The organism is Exiguobacterium sp. s166, assembly GCF_018618855.1.
Taxonomy (GTDB): Bacteria; Bacillota; Bacilli; order Exiguobacteriales; family Exiguobacteriaceae; genus Exiguobacterium_A.
This window is the reverse complement of sequence record NZ_JACSMU010000004.1, coordinates 144,164-163,291: the sequence shown is the minus strand read 5'-3', so window position 1 is coordinate 163,291 and position 19,128 is coordinate 144,164. Positions and strand designations below refer to the sequence as shown.

Annotated in this window: 20 protein-coding genes; 14 read left to right on the top strand and 6 right to left on the bottom strand. The window is 46.6% G+C overall.

Annotated features, from left to right (window positions below; translation table 11 throughout):
• Nucleotides 1-87 precede the first annotated feature (87 nt).
• Together KNP93_RS10975 and KNP93_RS10970 are read left to right on the top strand one after the other, a co-directional pair.
• Nucleotides 88-345: a hypothetical protein gene (locus KNP93_RS10975; protein ID WP_114596661.1), complete on the top strand. Its 258-nt coding sequence runs from the start codon at nt 88-90 to the stop codon at nt 343-345.
• A gap of 12 nt (nt 346-357) precedes the next feature.
• Nucleotides 358-1,323, top strand: coding sequence for a LacI family DNA-binding transcriptional regulator (locus KNP93_RS10970; RefSeq protein ID WP_214855312.1), 966 nt, complete (start codon nt 358-360; stop codon nt 1,321-1,323).
• Between the two features lie 56 nt (nt 1,324-1,379).
• Here the strand turns inward: KNP93_RS10970 and KNP93_RS10965 are convergent, their stop codons facing one another.
• The 5 genes from KNP93_RS10965 to cbpA all read right to left on the bottom strand — a co-directional run bounded on the left by KNP93_RS10965 (nt 1,380) and on the right by cbpA (nt 7,676).
• On the bottom strand, nt 1,380-2,042 hold the full coding sequence (locus tag KNP93_RS10965) for a C40 family peptidase (RefSeq protein WP_214855309.1): 663 nt from the start codon (nt 2,040-2,042) through the stop codon (nt 1,380-1,382).
• Nucleotides 2,043-2,260: 218 nt separating this feature from the next.
• A complete protein-coding gene (locus tag KNP93_RS10960) occupies nt 2,261-5,419 on the bottom strand; it encodes an efflux RND transporter permease subunit (protein WP_214855307.1) in 3,159 nt (1,052 codons plus the stop codon).
• Nucleotides 5,420-5,463: 44 nt separating this feature from the next.
• A complete protein-coding gene (locus tag KNP93_RS10955; protein WP_131503512.1) occupies nt 5,464-6,021 on the bottom strand; it encodes a TetR/AcrR family transcriptional regulator in 558 nt (185 codons plus the stop codon).
• Between the two features lie 190 nt (nt 6,022-6,211).
• On the bottom strand, nt 6,212-6,979 hold the full coding sequence (locus tag KNP93_RS10950) for a pyrroline-5-carboxylate reductase family protein (RefSeq protein WP_214855304.1): 768 nt from the start codon (nt 6,977-6,979) through the stop codon (nt 6,212-6,214).
• 58 nt (nt 6,980-7,037) lie between these two features.
• Nucleotides 7,038-7,676 carry a cyclic di-AMP binding protein CbpA gene (cbpA, locus tag KNP93_RS10945; RefSeq protein WP_026827156.1) on the bottom strand — a complete coding sequence of 213 codons (639 nt, stop codon included), beginning with the start codon at nt 7,674-7,676 and terminating at the stop codon, nt 7,038-7,040.
• 342 nt (nt 7,677-8,018) lie between these two features.
• Here cbpA and KNP93_RS10940 point away from each other — a divergent pair, with 342 nt between their 5' ends.
• The 9 genes from KNP93_RS10940 (at nt 8,019) to queF (ending at nt 14,180) form a co-directional block, all read left to right on the top strand.
• A complete protein-coding gene (locus KNP93_RS10940; protein ID WP_131503514.1) occupies nt 8,019-8,636 on the top strand; it encodes a DUF47 domain-containing protein in 618 nt (205 codons plus the stop codon).
• Between the two features lie 16 nt (nt 8,637-8,652).
• The gene (locus KNP93_RS10935; protein WP_026827154.1) at nt 8,653-9,657 is read left to right on the top strand and encodes an inorganic phosphate transporter; all 1,005 of its coding nucleotides are present in this window, start codon (nt 8,653-8,655) and stop codon (nt 9,655-9,657) included.
• Between the two features lie 132 nt (nt 9,658-9,789).
• Complete coding sequence (locus KNP93_RS10930; RefSeq protein WP_026827153.1) at nt 9,790-10,605, top strand: bifunctional hydroxymethylpyrimidine kinase/phosphomethylpyrimidine kinase; 816 nt, start codon at nt 9,790-9,792, stop codon at nt 10,603-10,605.
• Between the two features lie 61 nt (nt 10,606-10,666).
• Complete coding sequence (locus KNP93_RS10925) at nt 10,667-11,032, top strand: YojF family protein (protein ID WP_131503516.1); 366 nt, start codon at nt 10,667-10,669, stop codon at nt 11,030-11,032.
• Nucleotides 11,032-11,688, top strand: a complete 657-nt coding sequence (gene bshB2, locus KNP93_RS10920) for a bacillithiol biosynthesis deacetylase BshB2 (protein ID WP_214855301.1) — start codon at nt 11,032-11,034, stop codon at nt 11,686-11,688. Before KNP93_RS10925 ends, bshB2 begins: the two co-directional genes overlap by 1 nt.
• Before the next feature lie 170 nt (nt 11,689-11,858).
• Nucleotides 11,859-12,515 carry a 7-cyano-7-deazaguanine synthase QueC gene (queC, locus tag KNP93_RS10915; RefSeq protein ID WP_026827150.1) on the top strand — a complete coding sequence of 219 codons (657 nt, stop codon included), beginning with the start codon at nt 11,859-11,861 and terminating at the stop codon, nt 12,513-12,515.
• Complete coding sequence (gene queD, locus KNP93_RS10910) at nt 12,512-12,967, top strand: 6-carboxytetrahydropterin synthase QueD (RefSeq protein WP_012371768.1); 456 nt, start codon at nt 12,512-12,514, stop codon at nt 12,965-12,967. The genes queC and queD overlap by 4 nt, the downstream gene beginning before the upstream one ends.
• The gene (gene queE / locus KNP93_RS10905) at nt 12,964-13,680 is read left to right on the top strand and encodes a 7-carboxy-7-deazaguanine synthase QueE (RefSeq protein WP_114596672.1); all 717 of its coding nucleotides are present in this window, start codon (nt 12,964-12,966) and stop codon (nt 13,678-13,680) included. The genes queD and queE overlap by 4 nt, the downstream gene beginning before the upstream one ends.
• 11 nt (nt 13,681-13,691) lie before the next feature.
• The gene (gene queF, locus KNP93_RS10900; protein ID WP_214855298.1) at nt 13,692-14,180 is read left to right on the top strand and encodes a preQ(1) synthase; all 489 of its coding nucleotides are present in this window, start codon (nt 13,692-13,694) and stop codon (nt 14,178-14,180) included.
• Between the two features lie 264 nt (nt 14,181-14,444).
• On the opposite strand, the gene KNP93_RS10895 is transcribed toward queF, so the two are convergent.
• Nucleotides 14,445-14,729: a helix-turn-helix domain-containing protein gene (locus tag KNP93_RS10895; RefSeq protein WP_214855296.1), complete on the bottom strand. Its 285-nt coding sequence runs from the start codon at nt 14,727-14,729 to the stop codon at nt 14,445-14,447.
• A 253-nt stretch (nt 14,730-14,982) separates the two neighbouring features.
• Between KNP93_RS10895 and KNP93_RS10890 the strand changes: the two genes are divergently transcribed.
• From KNP93_RS10890 to KNP93_RS10880, 3 genes are all read left to right on the top strand, one after another.
• Entirely contained in the window at nt 14,983-16,638 is a 1,656-nt protein-coding gene (locus tag KNP93_RS10890) for a PTS transporter subunit IIBC (protein ID WP_131503521.1), read from the top strand.
• A gap of 84 nt (nt 16,639-16,722) precedes the next feature.
• Nucleotides 16,723-17,526 (top strand): endonuclease/exonuclease/phosphatase family protein, encoded by an 804-nt coding sequence (locus KNP93_RS10885; protein ID WP_131503522.1) that lies wholly within the window; start codon nt 16,723-16,725, stop codon nt 17,524-17,526.
• 175 nt (nt 17,527-17,701) lie between these two features.
• Nucleotides 17,702-19,114, top strand: coding sequence for a sucrose-specific PTS transporter subunit IIBC (locus KNP93_RS10880; RefSeq protein WP_214855294.1), 1,413 nt, complete (start codon nt 17,702-17,704; stop codon nt 19,112-19,114).
• Nucleotides 19,115-19,128 lie beyond the last annotated feature (14 nt).

Below are 19,128 nucleotides of genomic sequence, written 5' to 3'. Positions count from 1 at the left end.
TTTATGACGGACCTCTCAGTTTTTGCTTGCCGTGAAACGCGTTCCATACATTACGGTCTTGATATACACTACAAGGGAGGTCTTCTCATGTCATTTCAAAAATTCCTGTCTCGTCTCTTTCAGAAAAATGTTGCTTACGAATTAGCGATCGAACAGCTGTACACATCGACCGGTTACTATTTGTGTAAGCATACGTTGGTCGATCAGTTTCCGGACTTGCCGCCAGCTCATCAAGTCGAGCTGCTTCAAAGAATTTCGGAACAACTCGATCGTTCGGCTTGGCTTGAAGGCCCGATCACGAGACAGGACTGGATTCAGATCCATCAACAATTATCCAACAGCTAGGAGGAACTTTTGATGACCAACATTCGTGACTTAGCACGTGAAGCAGAGGTTTCAGTGACGACAGTCTCGCGTGTCCTCAATGATCATCCGTACGTCGCGGAAGATAAACGGCGGGCCGTCCGGGACGCCATCACAAAACTTGGTTACATCCGAAATCAAACTGCCGTCCATTTATCGACCGGTCAAACGAAAACAATCGGCGTCATGTTGCCTTACGTCGATCATCCGTATCATGCCGCAATTCTGCACGGGATTGCCCAGTCTGCTTTTGAAGCGGACTACCGTTTTTTGACGTGGCAGACGAACTACATCGCATCACACGAACAAACCGTTCTTCAAGCTCTTGCCCAACGTGAAGTCGATGGACTGATTGTCGTCTCACACAGTCTGCCGGTCGAAGACATTTTGCAATACGAACAATATGGTCCGATTATTTTTTGTGAACACCATGAAGATGTCTCTTCGGTCTACATCAATCATTATACCGCGTTTCAAAGCGGCTTGAAGGCACTTCAGTCTTTTGGTCATACCCAGATCGGGATCTGTCTCGGTCGTCCCGACAGTACAAACAGCCGTGCCCGAAAACGGGCTTATCAGGATACCGTATCGCTTGCCGACGTTGCCTGGATCTACCAACAGGCGTTGACGATTGAAGACGGGGCCCGGATCGCACAGCAGTGGGCGAAGCAAACCAATCGTCCGACCGCTTTATTGACCGCAAGTGATCATGTCGCAGCCGGCGTCATCCTGGAGCTTCGTAAACAAGGCTACCGGATTCCGGAAGATTTAGCTGTGATCGGATTCGACGGAAGTGAGTTAGCAGTCGTCCTCAATTTAACGACGGTTGCCGTCCCTTACGAGACCATCGGACGCCAAGCTTTCTCGATCGCCATTAGTGACAATTGGCGGGATCATCCTCAAGTGGAAATTCCGACCACCCTTCTGAGCGGATTGACCGCTCTTGAATCCAATGACTAAAACCCGCTCTTGTCTCGCAAATGCGTCAAGAGCGGGTTTTTGGTTGATTTTCTTTCTTATAAAGATCCGGCAGCAACGTAACGTGATCCCCAGTAGCCGCTTCGGAATGATTCTTTGACGACTTGTCCGTAATACGAGTTGGCATTGATCATCGTCGATCCATCCACCGCAATCCCAACGTGTTGAATTCCGCTTCCGTGTGTGAAGAAGACCAGATCTCCAGCAACTGGAGCTGTTCGTTTCGTTGCGCCGTATTGGGCAGCCGCTGTTCGTGGTAATGATTTACCCAATGCATTGTAGACATAACGCGTAAAGCCGGAACAGTCGAAGCTGACAGGACCCGTTGTGCCAAATACGTAAGGACGTCCTTTTAAGCCTTCCGCCACGGATACGACGGCTGCTCCATTTTTAGTTAATCCCGTTGTCGCTTTTGCATTAAACGCTTTTGTGTATGTAGCCGCTATGTAAGCATTTTTCTCCGCATACCGGAGTTGATACCAGTTGTTTGCCGTTTTGCCGAGGACCGTTACCGTTTGGCCTAATTTCAGTTGGCCTAATTTTTGACCTGTCGTCGTTGCTTTTGACCGAACATTCAACACGTCGACCGCCACGACAACTTTTTTTGCCGTACCGGCTTTTGTTTGGTGAGGAACAGCGGCAAAGCTACTGATGAGCAACGTTGCAAACACGATGACACGAATTAAAAATGAACTTTTCATCCGTCTATCTCCCTTGTAAGTGAGTTTATGTAAAAAAACTAAATTATCAGATAATTACTGTTTTTATCCTATCATGTCGATTTCTTTCATCGTGTTACAGTTTATTAACAGGGATAGTTTACCGTAACATTTTTGCAACAAATAAAAAAACAGGTCCTAAAATAGCATGCTAGAGCCATTCCAGGGTACCTGCTTTAATCATAAGAAACTAAAACTGCTTAATCTATTGACTTCTTTTTCCGAAACCGTGCAAAGAATTCGTAGACGATCGGGACAATCAACAAGGTTAATAACGTTGAACTTGTTAATCCGCCAATGACCGTCACCCCGAGACCTTTCGAAATCAAAGCACCGCCTTCAAGACCTAGTGCCAATGGTGATAGGGCGCCAATTGTCGCGAGCGCTGTCATCAAGATCGGACGAAGTCGTGTTCCTGATGCATCCAACAAGGCTTCACGTGTATCAAGTCCTTCTTTTTCCTTGTGAATGACGCGATCAATCAGAACGATGGCGTTCGTCACGACGATTCCGATCAACATCAATGCACCGATTAATGAAGATACTGAAATCGTTTCGCCTGTAATCAACAGCGCGAGTAATCCGCCGATGATGGCAAACGGAAGCGAGAACAGGATGACAAGTGGTGTCAATGCGCCTCCAAAGGTGACGACAAGAACAAGGTAGACGATGGCGACTGCTGCTGCCATCGCAAGTCCGAGTTGCGTGAACGACTCTTGAATTTGCTCCGTCACACCACCTGCTTTATACGAAACACCTGTCGGAAGATTAATTTTTTTGACTGTTTTATCGATGGCTTGTGAAGCTTCTGTTGCTTTGTCTGTTTTTAATTCTGCAGTGACCGTCGCGACCAATTTGCCGTCCCGTTCACTGAGTGAATCCGGTGTCGTTCCTTTTTTAACGGAGACAAAATCCGACAGTTTCCGGACACCAAGCGGCGTCGTGACATCTGTTGTTTGTAAATCGTTGATGGAATCATATGTCGTCTGTTCGTTCGGTACGATGACATCAAGTTCCTTGCCGTCTACTTTTATAGTAGAAAGTGGTTTTTCTTCGCCTTGCACATTGGCAATTCCTTGTGCCAATTGTGCTGTCGAGATACCGAATTCAGCGGCTTTTTGTTGATTAACTTCGAACGTGTATTGCGTATACGACTCTTTTAAGTCGGTTGTTACTTTACGCACGTATTTCGATTCGCCTTCAATCGCTTTGACGAATTTTGGTGTCATCGTTTGTAGATCTTCGATTGAATTCGCATAAACCGAGTACGAAACGCCGGAAGAAGCAGCTCCTCCACTGAAGTCCTGTTCTTTCCATTCGCCGGTCGGAATCTCTTTATTCAGTTGTTTGATTGCCTGTTGTTTTACATCGGCAAAATCAGCTGTATCCGGATCATACTGGGCGATGAAGACAGCTTGCTTTGTATTTCCGGGATTCAATGGATTTTCTCCACCGACTGTAAATTGAAGATTATCCACATCACGTTGCTTTTCGAAATATCCTTCTGCCAAGTCGGCAGCCTTCAATGAATCTTCTAACGTTTGACCCGGTTTCGGATTGTAGGTCACGTAAAACGTTTTTTCACTCTCTTGATTCAAGAAGTTGACGCCGATGGTCGGAACAAGCGCGAAACTGCCGATCAGCAACAGGACGGCAAGTCCGAACACGACGAGTTTATGGTTTAACGACCAATTCAGTACACCACGGTACCAATTGGCGAGTTTTCCGCCATCTTCTTTTTCCGGTTTTGGTGCCTTCCCTCGTTTAAAGAGTGAATCAGCAAACATTGGAACAACCGTTACCGCCACGATCAATGAGGCAAAGAGTGCAAACACGACCGTTAACGCGAACGGAAGGAACAGTTCACCGACAAATCCTGTGACAAATCCGAGCGGCAGGAAGACGGCAATCGTGACGATGGTCGATGAAGCGACCGGAATGAATACTTCACGCGTCGCATCAATGATGAGCGTTTTCCCTTTTAACGGTTCAGCGGGATCCGTCAAGCGACGGTAAATGTTTTCAATGACGACAATCGAATCATCCACGACGCGACCAATCGCAACTGTCATCGCCCCAAGCGTCATGATGTTGAGGGAGATGTCCAACTGTTTCAAGACCAAAATCGCCATCAACAGAGATAATGGAATCGAAATAACGGCAATGATCGTTGATTTGACATTACGCAGGAACAAGAGAATGATGACGACAGCGAACAAGGCACCAATCAATGCTTTGCTGATCATCGTTGAGACCGATTCTTCAATCGGCTTCCCTTGGTCGAGCGTGACCGACGCTTTTACGCTGGCATTGTCTTTCTCAAAGTCTTTAATCGTCTCTTTGACCGCATTGACGACTTCGACCGTATTTGCATCTTGTGACTTCGTCACCTGGACGCCAATCGAACGTTCCCCGTTTGACCGGGAAATCGATTCTTCGATTCCTTTGTCTTCAATCGTCGCTAATTGCGATAATTTAACGGTCGGGACTTGCGTTGGTGCCGCCGCAGCCGGACTCGCTGCTTGTGCCGGAGCCGCATCTGTCGGCGCCGATTGTGCAGGTGCTTGCGTCTGTCCTTGTCCGGCACTGGCTTCAGGTGACTCTGTTGCTGCTTGTGGTGTGTACGGCAAACGGAGATTCTTCAGTTCAGTGACTGTCGTTGCCTTTCCATCGAGGACAACGGCCTGTTCTTTATCACCTAGTTCATATAACCCAAGTGCCAAGCGGGAATCATTCGCTTGAATCAGTTGTTTGACGTTCTCTTCCGTCAATCCGTACTGTTGTAATTTCTTTTCATCAAATTGAATCTCGATTCGACGGATTTCCTGACCGGCAATTTGAACCGTCTGTGCGCCTTCGATTCCTTCGAGTTTTGGTTGAAGTTCGTTTTCGACCAGTTTCGTCAAGTCGGATAATGAACGTTTTTCGTCCGATACGGCAAATCCGATGACCGGGAAGGCATCAAAGGAGATTCGGGAAACCTGAGGTTCCTGTGCTCCTTCCGGCAATTCAACATTGGCCAGTGCTTCTTTGACTTTTTGTTCCGCTTCGTCCATGTCTGTACTGAAGCTGTAGTCGATTTGTAAATTTGAGGCATTTTGGAAAGAGGACGAGCGGACGGTTTCGACTCCGCCAAGGTTCTCGACCTTACTTTCAAGTTCACGGCTGACCTCATCGAGTACTTGTTCCGGTGTTGCTCCTGGATAAATCGTCGTCACGGACACGGTTGGTGTCGTGATATCCGGCAACGTCTCGAGTTTCATCGTCGTTCCGGCATAAATTCCGGCGACTGTGATGATAATCGTCAGTAACCAAAGGGCAAACTTATTATTGACTGAAAATTGAATGATACGCTTCATGGTAAAAATCCGCCTTCTCTCTCTTCTTTTTCGATTCCATCTTGTTATTTTGATGCTTGATCAATCTTGCGTGCTTGTTTCAATAACCGTTCAATCAAGGCCTGCCGTACGTCAGGTGCAGGTTGACCGAACTGAAAATGTTCCGACATTTTCAAGCCGTCCAATGTAAAACGAATCATCATCGCGTCTACAGGATCTGCCTGTTCCATCAATTGATCAAAAAACTGATGAACCTGTTTTTTTCGTTCTTCCACAAAAGCCGCATTTTCCTTTAATAAGGACAATAAGAACAATACCGTATCGATGTCGAGGCAAAATTCTTCATCCCGTCTTGCTTGCAGCAGGACGAATGCTTCCATTGGACCAAATCCCTCTTCCCGGTACGTCTGATATTGCTGAAACTGACGCCGTTCCTGTTCTTCAATCACACCCATCAATAATTCTTCTTTGGAAGAAAAATGATACAACAATCCGCCTTTGGAGACATTCGCCTGTTTCGCCACTTCTTCAAGTGTCAGTTGTGGAAACCCTTGAGTCAGCATGACTTGAACAGTTGCATCCGTGATTCGACGTCGCGTTTCTAACGCTTTTATACTGACCATCATCTTTCTCCTTTCCATTTTACTGTACCGTCTGGACGGTTTCTTTTTTAAATATACGAAGTTCTGTCCCGCTTTGCAAGATTAAATCAATGTTTCACGTGAAACGCTTCGTATTATATGAGCCGAACATGAAAAAAAACGTCTACCCGTACTCTTCGAATCGAGAACCGGTAGACGTTTCAAGTAATCTTTAGTGATCTTCCCGCGCACTTTCCATCAAAGCAGCATATATCGCTTGTGCTAAGTGATGTTCACGCAGAACACGGACTCCTCGATCCGTCGGACCACCCGGAGCCGCTACATCATCAATCAGTTCCGCTGTCGGACGTTCTTCGTGTAACAGCAGTTCCGCCGATCCTTTCATAGCCTGCGCAATGATCCGCCGGGCAGAAGAAGCATCAAAACCCGCTTTCGTTAAAACAGGTGTCATCGCGCCGACGATTTCATAGAAGAAAGCCGGACTGCATCCTGCTGCAGCCATCAAATAAGGCATCGTTGTCGCATTCGTTTCAACCGTCTGACCCACTCGTTCAAACAATGTCGTCGCTTGTTGTCTTTTCTGATCCGAGATAAGGTCACCAAACCAAAGTCCCGTCATCCCTGTCCGAAATGCGACAGGTGTATTCGGCATCGCACAGACAGCACCACATGAAACGTGTGCCTCGATGTCTGCCGGTGTAATATGCGCGGCGACGGACACTACCAGTTGGTCCGTCCAAGTCTTTTGTTTGATGTAGTCGAGAACTCCGTCCGGCTGCATGGCTAAAACAACGACATCAAATTGTTCGACCTGTTCCTCGGCCGTCGTCCGAACACCGTACTGCTCCGCCAAAGCAAACAGACGTGTCCGGTCTGTTCGATTGGTCATCGTGATCGTTTGAGGGGAGATACCCGAATCAAGCCATCCTTTGACTAAGGACTCGCTCATCGAACCTGCCCCTACCATTAAAATTTTCATTGTTATTCCTCCCAACAAAAAAAGGACCACTTACTGGTCCCTTCAGATTTCCTAGTCATTATACACGAACTGCCAAGTCTTCCACAGCAACGACACGGAGTCCTTTTTCATTTAATTTCTTGACGATTTTCTTTTTCGTTTTCTCATCACAGTCAGTCGGTAATGTGATCAAGACCCGGCGCATGACACTGCTTTTCGCATCAAGTGTCATCAAACTCGCAACTGTTGAGTACTTATTGACGATTTTAGCAATCTTTTCAAGGGCACCTTTTTGTTCACTGAGTGCAACCGTTAAGATATAGCTGCCTGAATCACGATTCCATGCTTCTTCGAGCATACCAAGCATCTTTCCGTGTGGTAAGATGCCGAAGAACTGTCCATCATCATTCAAGACTGCGATGTAAGGCAATTCTTTGATTGAGAAAAAGACTTCAAAGAAGTTACTGCCTGTGTAAATGAACTTCGTCGTGTTTTTGATTAACGTCATGACGTTATCATCTAAACTACCACCGTTCATCCCGTGACGGTAAATATGCATCTTATAAATGTTCCCTTTGAACAATTGACCGGTCTGATCAAGAACCGGGACACAACGATATCCTGTTTCTTCTAGCGTCTGCAACGCTTCTCGAATCGTAGCGGTTTCTAAAATCTTGACACACTGGTGTTTCGGAATACACAAACTTTGAACGAGCATACAAAACGTCCTCCTCTTTCCTTTAACATGATTATACCTGATTTACATGACGTTCTAACTTAATTTCTTATTCGCTTCCGCTCTTCCTTCTCCTGCTTTTCTTCTATTCCCTTACAGGAGCCAAGAGAAAACACAAATTTCCTCAAGATTAAGAAGCAATTCCATCTTATCTTTGCAATTTTTAATTCTTTATTAAATCAACAATCACCTTAGTATTAAGATTTATTAAGATTTCGTAAAGACGGGACATAGTTGTATTCTTTTACAATAGCGTCTGATACAATCGAACTCGTGAAGTCACTTCACTATTCTATTCTTGTTCTTAATATGGAGGCAGAAGAAATGTTCAGTAAAAAACAAGATCCATTCGCGGTTAAATTATCTGAGATTGCAGGACACCTGCAACAAACGTCACAATTTTTCGTCGACTTTAAAATCAATGGTATTGCCGATGTCAAAGAATTCGCCCATAAAGTAAAAGATTTTGAAACAGCTGGTGATGATTTGATGCATCAATTGATCATCGATTTAAACAACGCGTTCATCACACCAATCGACCGTGAAGATTTATTAGCACTTGCTAATTCACTTGACGATGTCCTCGATGGTTTTGAAGAGTGTTCAGCTATCTTCGAAATTTACAATATCATACAAGCAGACGAGCATATGATTCGTTTCGTGGATGAAATCCACATTGCCGTCAACGAGCTCGCTTTATCAATGGATTTGTTAGTAGCACGTAAACTCCAACCGATGCGTGAACACGTCATCAAAGTGAAAGAGCAGGAAACCATCTGCGATAACTTGCGTCGTAAATCAATCAAAGCATTGTTCGCAACAGAAACAGATCCAATCAAAATCATTCAATACAAAGAAATTTATGAATCGCTCGAATCAATCGCCGATTACTGCCAAGATGCAGCAAACGTCATTGAAACGATCATCATGAAAAACGCATAAGTGAGGAGCTAACGAGATGGATAGTCTTTTTATCATCACCGCCATAATCGTCATTCTCGCACTTAGCTTCGACTTCATTAATGGTTTCCACGATACAGCGAACTCGATTGCGACTTCGGTGTCGACTCGTGCTTTGAAACCACGTCACGCCATCATTCTTGCCGCGACGATGAATTTTTTAGGTGCAATCACGTTTACTGGCGTTGCTAAAACAATTTCCAGCGATATCGTCGATCCGTCGACGCTTGAGCACGGAAGTTATGTCGTCATCGCTGCTTTACTCTCTGCTATCGCTTGGAACCTCTTAACGTGGTACTTCGGTATTCCGTCGAGTTCTTCGCACACGCTGATCGGTTCAATCGCCGGTGCTGCTATCGCATCTGTCGGCTTTGGCGGAATTGAAGCTAAAGGGATTCTAAAAATCGTTCAGGCACTGATCATTTCACCGATTCTTGCCTTCACGCTTGGATTTATCGTCTATGGAATCTTTAAAGTAGTTTTCAAAAAAGGAAACTTGGCGAAGACGAATCGTCGTTTCCGTCATATGCAAATTGCAACAGCCGCACTTCAATCGTATACACACGGAACGAATGATGCACAAAAAGCGATGGGTATCATCACGCTTGCCCTCATCTCTTCCGGTTTCCAAACCGATCACGAAGTCGCACTTTGGGTTAAACTATCGTGTGCGGTCGCAATGGGTCTAGGTACATCCGTCGGTGGATGGCGGATCATCAAGACCGTTGGTGGACAGATCATGAAAATCCGTCCGGTCAACGGGGTTGCGGCTGACTTGACGTCTGCTGCCATCATCTTTGGTGCGACAGCCATTCACTTACCGGTTTCAACGACACACGTTATTTCTTCTGCCATTCTCGGTGTAGGTACATCACACCGGAAAAAAGGTGTTAAATGGGGAACAGCACAACGGATGTTGATTACATGGGTCATCACATTGCCGATTTCAATGGCCGTGGCGGCGCTCATCTACTACATCTTAGATTTCCTATTCATTAAATGATCTTATTCCCCATCTAGTCAGCTAGGTGGGGATTTTCTGTCTCAATTGAGCCCCTGCAGTTGTCGCTTGGACTAGAATTCGCTATGATTGATGGCAAGAAGATATGCTTATTTTATTTAGGAGGAATTCCACATGACAAAACGTAAAGCGTTAACGATTGCCGGCTCTGACACGAGTGGCGGTGCTGGTATTCAAGCTGATTTGAAGACGTTCCAGGAACTTGAAGTCTACGGGATGAACGCACTGACGGTCATCGTCGCTCAAGATCCCGATCATTCTTGGCACCATGCGGTTTACCCAATCGATGCCGAACTCGTCCGGACACAAATCCATACGGTCCTTGGAGGAATTGGTGTAGATGCGATGAAGACGGGTATGCTCCCGACTGTCGAAATCATTGAAGTCGTTGCTGAAAAAATCAAGTCATCTGGTGTCAAAAACGTCGTCATCGATCCGGTCATGGTGTGTAAAGGTGAAGATGAAGTTCTGAATCCCGATACCGCGAATGCTTTACGCGATGTCTTGACACCGCTCGCAACGGTCGTGACCCCTAATGTTTTTGAAGCAGGTCAATTGTCCGGTCTTGGAAAAACACCTTCGACCATCGATGAAATGAAGCTCGCAGCTGCACGGATCCATGAAAAAGGCGCGCAATACGTTCTTGTCAAAGGTGGCAGTAAGATTGACCACCCACGAGCAGTTGACGTGCTTTATGACGGAAAAGAGTTTATCCTAATTGAGGACGAGCGTATTGAGACACCGTATACGCACGGAGCAGGATGCACCTACTCTGCTGCAATTACAGCTGAACTCGCAAAAGGAGCTTCTGTGGAGCAAGCGGTCCGTACAGCGAAATCGTTTATCACTTCTGCGATTCGTCATTCATTCCGCCTGAATGAATATGTCGGCCCGACTGACCATGCTGCTCACCGAACAGTAACGTCTTAATCGCTCAAGAAGTCCGCGCACTGATCGCGGACTTCTTTCTGTATAGGAAAGGGGATTCATCATGCAAGCACTTGATTTAACCGCTGTACAAGACTATATCGACAAGCATGCCAATACACCACTTTATGTCCACGTCGAAACGACGAACGGGGCGTACGCGACCCACCAGGATCCGACGTTCCACAGTGCCGGCATGTTTTTCCGCAACGCCGAGATTACGTACGAACGTGGTCTGATTACCGGAAACGGTCCGTACCGGATCGGACTGAAACTCTCCCACGGCTGGTTGTACGGTGAAGGCTTAACGGATTATGAATTTGCAGGCGATCAACTGTTGATTGCCGGACACGACATGGAAGGACGCCTTGCGATTGCCTTCGAACTCAGTCCGACTCCATTCGCGCAAGGCGCAGAGGAGGTAGAATAATGGCTTACAATGAACAAGATCATCTCCTCGTCATCTTCCCTCACCCGGATGATGAAGCGTTCAGCTCGGCTGGAACGATTATCGAACATGCAGAGAACCGCGGACCCGTCACATATGCCTGCCTGACACTCGGTGAAATGGGACGCAACATGGGGCGTCCTGTCTTTACGAACCGCGAACAGCTCGCGACGATCCGCAAACACGAACTGATTGCCGCATCTGAAAAAATGAAGATTTCCGATTTACAAATGTGGGGACTCCGCGACAAAACGGTCGAATTCGAAGACGAAGTGATGCTTGCTGAACGAATCGGACAATTGATTACGAAAACGCAACCGACACGGGTCATTTCGTTTTATCCGGGATATGCTGTCCATCCGGATCACGAAGCGACAGCACGTGCCGTCGTCCGGGCACTTCGTGCGATTGACGAAAGTCAGCGTCCTGAATTTTTAGCGGTTGCCTTCGCTAACAATACACGTGACGAACTCGGTGAAGGAACGTTCATCCATGATGTCAGTGCCTATACCGATCAAAAAATCGATGCCCTTCAAGCGCATGCATCACAAACAGGCGGCTTGATGAAAGTCATCTCAGAAGACTCGAACATCCGTGATTTGCTCGTCAAAGAACGCTATTACCACTATCCGTTATAATTTCCGCACCCCTGGACGTCCTTTCGTTCAAGGGTGTTTTTTTTGTCTTACAAAATCCTCGATTGTCAGTCGACTTTTGAGTCACCTTCTGCTAGTGTGAATAGTTGAGACTGTGTCTCCGGAGTTCGTAACCTCCTCCGTCACAAAAACTAGGAATGGAAGTGTATCCAATGAAAAATGAACGTGCTCTTGTCGTCTTCAGTGGCGGTCAAGATTCGACGACCTGCCTGTTTCAGGCACTTGCCGACTATTCAGAAGTTGAAGTCGTTACCTTCAACTACGGGCAACGTCATGCCGCAGAACTCGATGTCGCTCGCGAAATCGCATCTGAACTCGGTGTGAAACATCACGAGCTCGATCTCTCACTCCTCAGTCAATTGACAAGCAATTCTCTGACTGACCACTCACAATCGATCACGACAAACGAAGACGGGCTTCCTTCTACCTTTGTAGATGGCCGAAATCACCTGTTTCTGTCCTTCGCAGCCGTCCTCGCTAAAGGACGTGGCATCCGCCATATCATTACCGGTGTATGCGAAACAGACTTTTCCGGTTATCCCGATTGCCGTGATTCCTTCATCAAGTCACTGAATGTGACGCTTAACCTCGCGATGGACTATCCATTCGTGATTCATACTCCGCTCATGTGGCTCGACAAAAAAGAGACATGGGCATTAGCTGATTCGCTCGGCGCGTTTGAATTTGTCCGCGAACGGACATTAACGTGTTACAACGGAATCATTGGAGACGGCTGTGGCGATTGCCCTGCTTGTGAATTACGGAAAAAAGGCTTAGATGCCTACATCGAGGAGGTCCAACACACATGAAATTCAACTATGAAGCACCCGAAACAGTCGAGCGCCCGACCGGCGACTCGCTTATTTATACAAAATCACGTGTCATGATCGTCAAAAAATTGACGTTTGACGCAGCCCATCACCTGTATGACTATGATGGCAAGTGCCGCGCCCTGCACGGCCATACGTATCACGTGGATCTCGGCATCAGCGGATTCCTTGATCACCGCGGTATGACACTAGACTTTGGCGATTTGAAGAAAATTTTCAAAGAGCATCTCGAACCGTTACTCGATCACCGTTACTTGAATGAGTCGCTTCCTTACATGAATACAACGGCTGAAAACATGTCGGCCTGGATTTTTGAAACACTCGGTAAACATCTGCCGGATGAACGCGGTCTGCGTGTCGAGTTCGTTAAACTGTATGAAACACCGACTGCTTTTGCAGAAGTCCGCCGGGAATGGATGCTCGAGTCATGAGTCAACTGAAGAAAATACCGAAGATTCCTGTTCTTGAAATCTTTGGTCCAACCTTTCAAGGTGAAGGACGCTCGATCGGTCAAAAAACGATGTTCGTCCGGACGGGTGGCTGTGATTATTCCTGTGCCTGGTGTGACTCGGCCTTCACTTGGGACGGATCGGAAAAACCGGATTTGCTGACAGCAGAAGAAATCCTGACGCAACTCGATGCCCTCGGTTCGTATGGTCATGTCACGATTTCCGGCGGTAACCCTTTGTTACACGCATCGATCGGGACACTCGTCGACGCACTGAAGAGCCGTGGCATCACGATGTCGGTCGAAACACAAGGTTCTTACTGGCAAAACTGGGTGCTCGATATCGAAGACGTCACGATCAGTCCGAAACCGCCGTCGAGTGGCATGACCGTTGATTATGACCGCCTTGATGTCTTTTTCAAACGATTGCCTGAACAGCAACGCGCCGTTAAAATCGTCATCTTTGATGAGGCGGATCTTGACTTTGCTGCTGCCATTTCAGAACGCTACGCCTTAAAAACCTTATATCTGTCACTCGGTAATCCTGATCCTGCGGAAGAAGGTACGATTGCACCGCGGATGTTATCCGGCTTAAAAACTTTATGGGAACGCGTCGCAACTGACGAACGATTTAATCATGCACGGGTTCTTCCACAACTACATGCCCTCGTTTTCGCAAACGATCGCGGCGTTTAAGGAGATTAATTATGCGTCCAGAAGATTTAAACGATTTGTCCTTACTTGGTCAAAAGTCTGTTCCGTATATTTTTGAATATCAACCGGAAGTGCTTGAAGCCTTCCCGAACCGTCACCCGGAAAATGATTACTTCGTAAAATTCAATGCACCTGAATTTACGAGCCTTTGTCCGATTACGAATCAACCGGATTTTGCGACCATCTACATCTCTTACATCCCGGACGAGAAGCTGGTCGAATCAAAATCGTTGAAGCTGTACCTTTTCAGTTTCCGTAATCATGGTGACTTCCATGAAAACTGCATCAACGTTATCGGGAAGGATCTTGTCAAACTGATGAAACCCCGTTACCTCGAAGTATGGGGAAAATTCACACCACGCGGCGGGATTTCAATTGATCCATACTACAACTACGGTAAACCGGGTACGAAATATGAACAGATGGCAGAGCACCGTCTGTTTAATCATGATTTATATCCCGAAACCATCGATAATCGATAATACAGTAAAAGAGGCTGACTCAAAAAGGAATCTCTCGTCTTTTCACGCCCTTTCCTCAGGCGAGACACAAGCCAGTTTTCCTGCCTCATTCAGGCAGGAAAGCGGGTCTTGTTTGTCTCTGACAGCACAAAAATGCGCTTTTTCCTGTAGGAGTTGCGTGAAACGAGTGATTCCTGTTTAAACGAGAAAAGGGCGGCAGAATTAGAATCTGCCATCCTTTTCTTTGTAAGGACTGACTTTTGAGTCAGCCCTTTTTTTCTATCGTTAACTCGAAGGCAAATCAATGATTTTTTGATCTTCCTCTTGTTGAAAAATCATTTGCGCCGGCCAGATATCCCGAAGTAAATGTTCGTACGGAACACCTAACACCTTTGCCAACCGTTCGATCATCGAAAAGGATGGATATGCCAGGCTTTTTTCAATCCGATTCATCATTTCAGGTGTCGTTTCCGTCAGTTCCGCGAGTTGTTCGAGCTCCATGCCCTGTCGGTTCCATAACATTCGAATTCGTTCTCCATAGTTCGTGAGAGGAATGATCGATTCACTCATGATTTCGTCTCCTTTTTCTAAGCACATGACGCTCCGCTTTCTTTCCTGTTAACTTATTCCCGATTTTCATTTTTCAACACTCCTCCTGTTCATAATATTCATTTTCTAAAATATAATTTCAAAAAAATCATAAAAAAGAACTAGCTTTTTAAAAAGTTATCGCTTACAATTCTAGGTGCAAGCGGTTGCATTAATCGCTTACATTTTTTGCACTAATTACACAGATAACAGATACATAGAGGAGTGAAACCACATGAAAAACAAGATTTCATTTGATTTCTGGCAAAAGCTAGGAAAAGCTTTAATGGTAGTCATCGCAGTCATGCCAGCTGCCGGAATCATGATCTCGATCGGGAAGTTGATCGGAATGTACGGTGGCGACATCGTGTTTATGCAAACGGTTGCAAGAATTGTTGAAGATTTAGGTTGGGCCATCATTACTAACCTGCATGTCTTGTTCGCCGTTGCGATCGGTGGATCGTGGGCAAAAGAACGGGCCGGCGGAGCATTTGCTGCCTTACTTGCCTTTATCTTAGTCAACCGTGTTACCGGTGCTATCTTCGGTGTCAACTCGACGATGCTTGCCGATCCAAAAGCAACCGTCACGTCTTTACTTGGTTCTGATTTAATTGTAAAAGATTATTTCACTTCTGTCCTTGGTGCTCCGGCGCTTAACATGGGCGTATTCGTCGGAATCATTTCCGGTTTCCTTGGAGCTGTACTCTTCAATAAATTTTATAACTTCAGCAAGTTGCCTGATGCACTTGCATTCTTTAACGGTAAACGATTCGTTCCATTCGTCGTCATCGGTGGATCCGTCGTTGCAGCGTTTGTTTTATCACTCGTTTGGCCATTCGTCCAAGGATTATTGAATGACTTCGGACGCTGGATCGCGACGTCACGCGATACGGCACCGATCCTTGCTCCATTCGTTTACGGAACACTGGAACGTCTGCTCTTACCGTTTGGTCTTCACCACATGCTGACGGTTCCGATGAACTACACGGAACTCGGTGGAACGTATAAAATTTTAACGGGGGCAGCGCAAGGTTCGACGGTCGCAGGTCAAGATCCGTTATGGCTCGCCTGGATTACCGATCTCGTTAACTTAAAACAAGCAGGTAACACACAAGGATACAACGATTTGATCAACAGTGTCGTCCCGGCACGTTTTAAAGAAGGACAAGTCGTTACTTCCCTGGCTTCTTTAATCGGTGTTGCTGTTGCCATGTACATGTCGGTTGATGAAGACAAAAAGAAAGCTTATAAACCGGTCTTCCTATCTGCCGGTCTTGCCGTTTTCTTAACAGGTGTCACGGAGCCGATCGAATTCATGTTCATGTTCATCGCACCTGTCCTTTACGTTGTCTATGCTGTCTTAACAGGTGTTGCATTTGCTTTGGCTGACGTCATGCATCTCCGGATCCATGCGTTCGGAGCGATTGAATTGTTGACACGGATTCCGCTGATTGCAAAAGCGGGACTGATCGGTGACTTGATCCGCTTCATCGGTGTTTGTGTGTTCTTCTTCTTCTTGAACTTCTTTACATTCCGTTTCGTTATTAAAAAGTTCAACTATGCAACACCTGGCCGTAACGGAAACTACTTGGATGATGTCGTCGTTTCAGATAACACTCAAGCTACGAACGAAGCGGCTGCAACAAACGATCAATCACAAGCCTCACGCATCATCGGATTATTAGGGGGTCAAGCAAACATCGAGGAAGTCGATGCCTGTATGACACGCCTGCGCGTCACGGTCAAAGATCCAAGTCTTGTCGCACCGGAATCTGATTGGAAATCCAATGGTGCACTTGGATTAATCCTAAAAAATAATGGCGTGCAAGCTATTTACGGTCCTAAAGCGGATGTCTTGAAATCAGATATCCAAGATCGAATCGGCGCATAAACCAGATGATTTAGGGTAAATAAGAAAAGGTGAAGCTCTCCTTGAGTTTCACCTTTCTTTATTGAAAAACAGGAGGATCAACAGATGCGATTACTTACGCTCAATTGCCATTCTTGGCAGGAAACCAATCAACTCGATAAACTCGATCAAATCGTTACACAAATCATCCAACAGGATTATGATGTCATTGCTTTACAGGAAGTGAGTCAATTGATGGATACTCCGATCCTTTATGACAACATCCGTGAAGATAATTTTGTTTACTTGATTCAACAAGCCTTGGCGAAACAAGGTTTCGACTATTCGTTCGTCTGGGACTTCTCGCATATCGGATATGATGCGTATGAGGAAGGTCTCGCTCTTTTGACGAAACACCCCATCTTAAAATCAGACAGTTATTACGTCAGCAGAAGTCAGGACACGATGGACTGGAAGTCCCGCAAAATCGTCCGGGCAACCATCGATATCGACGGGACACAAATCACGTTTAATTCCTGTCACCTCGGTTGGTGGGAAGATGCGGATGAGCCGTTCAGTGAACAGTTCGATCATTTGATTGCCCGAATGGACCCTCTTGAATGGACGATGTTCTTAGGCGACTTCAACAATGATGCATTGGAACGTGAGGCCGGCTATGACCATATGATACAACGCGGCCTCCACGACGTCTTTTTGTTGGCTCAAGAGACTGTTGGTATTGAAACGGTCGAAGGCAAAATTGACGGGTGGGAAGAAAATCAACAAGGATTACGTCTCGACCTGGTCTTATCGAACCGAAAAATCGACGTCGATCGCGTCGGAGTCGTCTTTGACGGGGTGTTCGCACCGGTTGTTTCTGACCACTTTGGTGTCGAAGTCGATATCTCGATTCAAAAAGAACCCATTTAACGGTTGACAACGCTTTCTTTTCTCCTTATGATGAGGGCAACAAGCAAATAGTGCGGATTGTGACAGTACGGCTGGCAAGACCGATTCAGCATCTCGTTCGTGGAGATGCTGTTCGGTCTTGCCTTTTTTTGTGGCTTGTTGCAACTGCACACCTTTCCTAAAGGAGGAACTCAAGATGGATTACAAACAAACTGCAGCACATGTCCTCGAACTCGTCGGAGGCCGGGAAAACATCATTACGGCCGCCCATTGTGCAACACGGCTCCGCCTCGTCCTGCATGACGAATCCAAAGTGAATCAGCCTGCTCTCGAAGACTTGGACGGTGTCAGTGGTGCATTCTCAAGTTCAGGTCAGTATCAAATCATCTTCGGAACAGGTACTGTCAACAAGGTCTTCGCTGAATTCGCCCCACTCGCTGGTGTAAGGCCGGACGGAGAAGAACAGCTTGATGTCAAAAAAGCAGCTTCGCAAAAATTGAATCCGTTTGCCCGTCTTGCCCGCTCATTATCAAACGTCTTCGTACCGCTGATTCCGGCTATCGTCGCTGCCGGTCTGTTAATGGGACTGCTCGGAATGATCAAGGCATTCGGCTGGGTCAGCGGTGATTCGCCAATCGTCCAGTTGCTCGATATGTTCTCGTCTTCCGCTTTCATCATCTTACCGATTCTGATCGGTTTCTCGGCTGCCCGTGAATTCGGTGCGAATCCGTACCTCGGTGCCGTCATCGGTGGAATCATGACCCATCCATCGTTATTAAATCCGTGGACACTCGGAAACAGTGAACCGGAAGTGATGCATTTCCTCGGCATGAACATTGAATTGATCGGCTATCAGGGAACGGTTTTCCCGGTTCTTCTGACAGTTTGGGTCATGGCTAAGATTGAACAAGAAGTCCGTAAACGGACACCAGAAACACTTGATCTCCTCGTCACACCGTTCGTGACGATTCTCGTGACAGGCTTCCTCGCACTCATCGTCATCGGTCCAATCGGCACGTTGCTCGGTAAGGGAATCTCGTTTGTTCTTGTCTTCTTCTATGAGCAGTTCTCGGTCGTCGCCGGTCTCTTATTCGGTGGTCTGTACTCGACAATCGTCATCACAGGAATGCACCACAGTTTCCATGCGATTGAAGCGGGATTACTTGCCGATAAGAGTATCGGTAAAAACTTCTTACTTCCTATCTGGTCTATGGCAAACGTCGCCCAAGGCGGAGCAGGACTTGCCGTTTACTTCATGACGAAAAACGTCAAACTCAAAGCACTCGCTCTCCCGTCTGCTTTTTCCGCATTTCTCGGGATTACGGAACCTGTCATCTACGGGGTCAACCTTCGACTCGGTAAACCGTTTATCGGTGGTGCGATTGGTGGCGCGATTGGCGGCGGATATGTCGTCTTGACACAAGTCGCAGCGAACGCTTACGGATTAACCGGTATTCCGATGATTGCCATCGTCGCTCCGCTCGGCACCTCCAACTTGATCAACTATTTGGTTGGTTTCGCAATTGCTGTCGCAACGGCCTTCGTCGCTACCGTCATCTTGATGCGTCTCGATGCACGAAAACAAAAACAGACGGATTTGGCTGCTTAATTAAACGATGCGAC

Excerpts from the sequence above, each read along its gene's own strand:
- KNP93_RS10950 (WP_214855304.1), bottom strand. The coding sequence starts at position 6,979 with ATGAAAATTTTAATGGTAGGGGCAGGTTCGATGAGCGAGTCCTTAGTC.
- KNP93_RS10880 (WP_214855294.1), top strand. The coding sequence starts at position 17,702 with ATGGATTACAAACAAACTGCAGCACATGTCCTCGAACTCGTCGGAGGC.
- KNP93_RS10965 (WP_214855309.1), bottom strand. The coding sequence starts at position 2,042 with ATGAAAAGTTCATTTTTAATTCGTGTCATCGTGTTTGCAACGTTGCTC.
- KNP93_RS10975 (WP_114596661.1), top strand. The coding sequence starts at position 88 with ATGTCATTTCAAAAATTCCTGTCTCGTCTCTTTCAGAAAAATGTTGCT.
- KNP93_RS10925 (WP_131503516.1), top strand. The coding sequence starts at position 10,667 with ATGCAAGCACTTGATTTAACCGCTGTACAAGACTATATCGACAAGCAT.
- KNP93_RS10960 (WP_214855307.1), bottom strand. The coding sequence starts at position 5,419 with ATGAAGCGTATCATTCAATTTTCAGTCAATAATAAGTTTGCCCTTTGG.
- bshB2 (WP_214855301.1), top strand. The coding sequence starts at position 11,032 with ATGGCTTACAATGAACAAGATCATCTCCTCGTCATCTTCCCTCACCCG.
- queF (WP_214855298.1), top strand. The coding sequence starts at position 13,692 with ATGCGTCCAGAAGATTTAAACGATTTGTCCTTACTTGGTCAAAAGTCT.
- KNP93_RS10935 (WP_026827154.1), top strand. The coding sequence starts at position 8,653 with ATGGATAGTCTTTTTATCATCACCGCCATAATCGTCATTCTCGCACTT.
- KNP93_RS10930 (WP_026827153.1), top strand. The coding sequence starts at position 9,790 with ATGACAAAACGTAAAGCGTTAACGATTGCCGGCTCTGACACGAGTGGC.
- KNP93_RS10885 (WP_131503522.1), top strand. The coding sequence starts at position 16,723 with ATGCGATTACTTACGCTCAATTGCCATTCTTGGCAGGAAACCAATCAA.
- queD (WP_012371768.1), top strand. The coding sequence starts at position 12,512 with ATGAAATTCAACTATGAAGCACCCGAAACAGTCGAGCGCCCGACCGGC.
- KNP93_RS10970 (WP_214855312.1), top strand. The coding sequence starts at position 358 with ATGACCAACATTCGTGACTTAGCACGTGAAGCAGAGGTTTCAGTGACG.
- queE (WP_114596672.1), top strand. The coding sequence starts at position 12,964 with ATGAGTCAACTGAAGAAAATACCGAAGATTCCTGTTCTTGAAATCTTT.
- KNP93_RS10955 (WP_131503512.1), bottom strand. The coding sequence starts at position 6,021 with ATGGTCAGTATAAAAGCGTTAGAAACGCGACGTCGAATCACGGATGCA.
- queC (WP_026827150.1), top strand. The coding sequence starts at position 11,859 with ATGAAAAATGAACGTGCTCTTGTCGTCTTCAGTGGCGGTCAAGATTCG.
- KNP93_RS10890 (WP_131503521.1), top strand. The coding sequence starts at position 14,983 with ATGAAAAACAAGATTTCATTTGATTTCTGGCAAAAGCTAGGAAAAGCT.
- KNP93_RS10895 (WP_214855296.1), bottom strand. The coding sequence starts at position 14,729 with ATGAGTGAATCGATCATTCCTCTCACGAACTATGGAGAACGAATTCGA.
- KNP93_RS10940 (WP_131503514.1), top strand. The coding sequence starts at position 8,019 with ATGTTCAGTAAAAAACAAGATCCATTCGCGGTTAAATTATCTGAGATT.
- cbpA (WP_026827156.1), bottom strand. The coding sequence starts at position 7,676 with ATGCTCGTTCAAAGTTTGTGTATTCCGAAACACCAGTGTGTCAAGATT.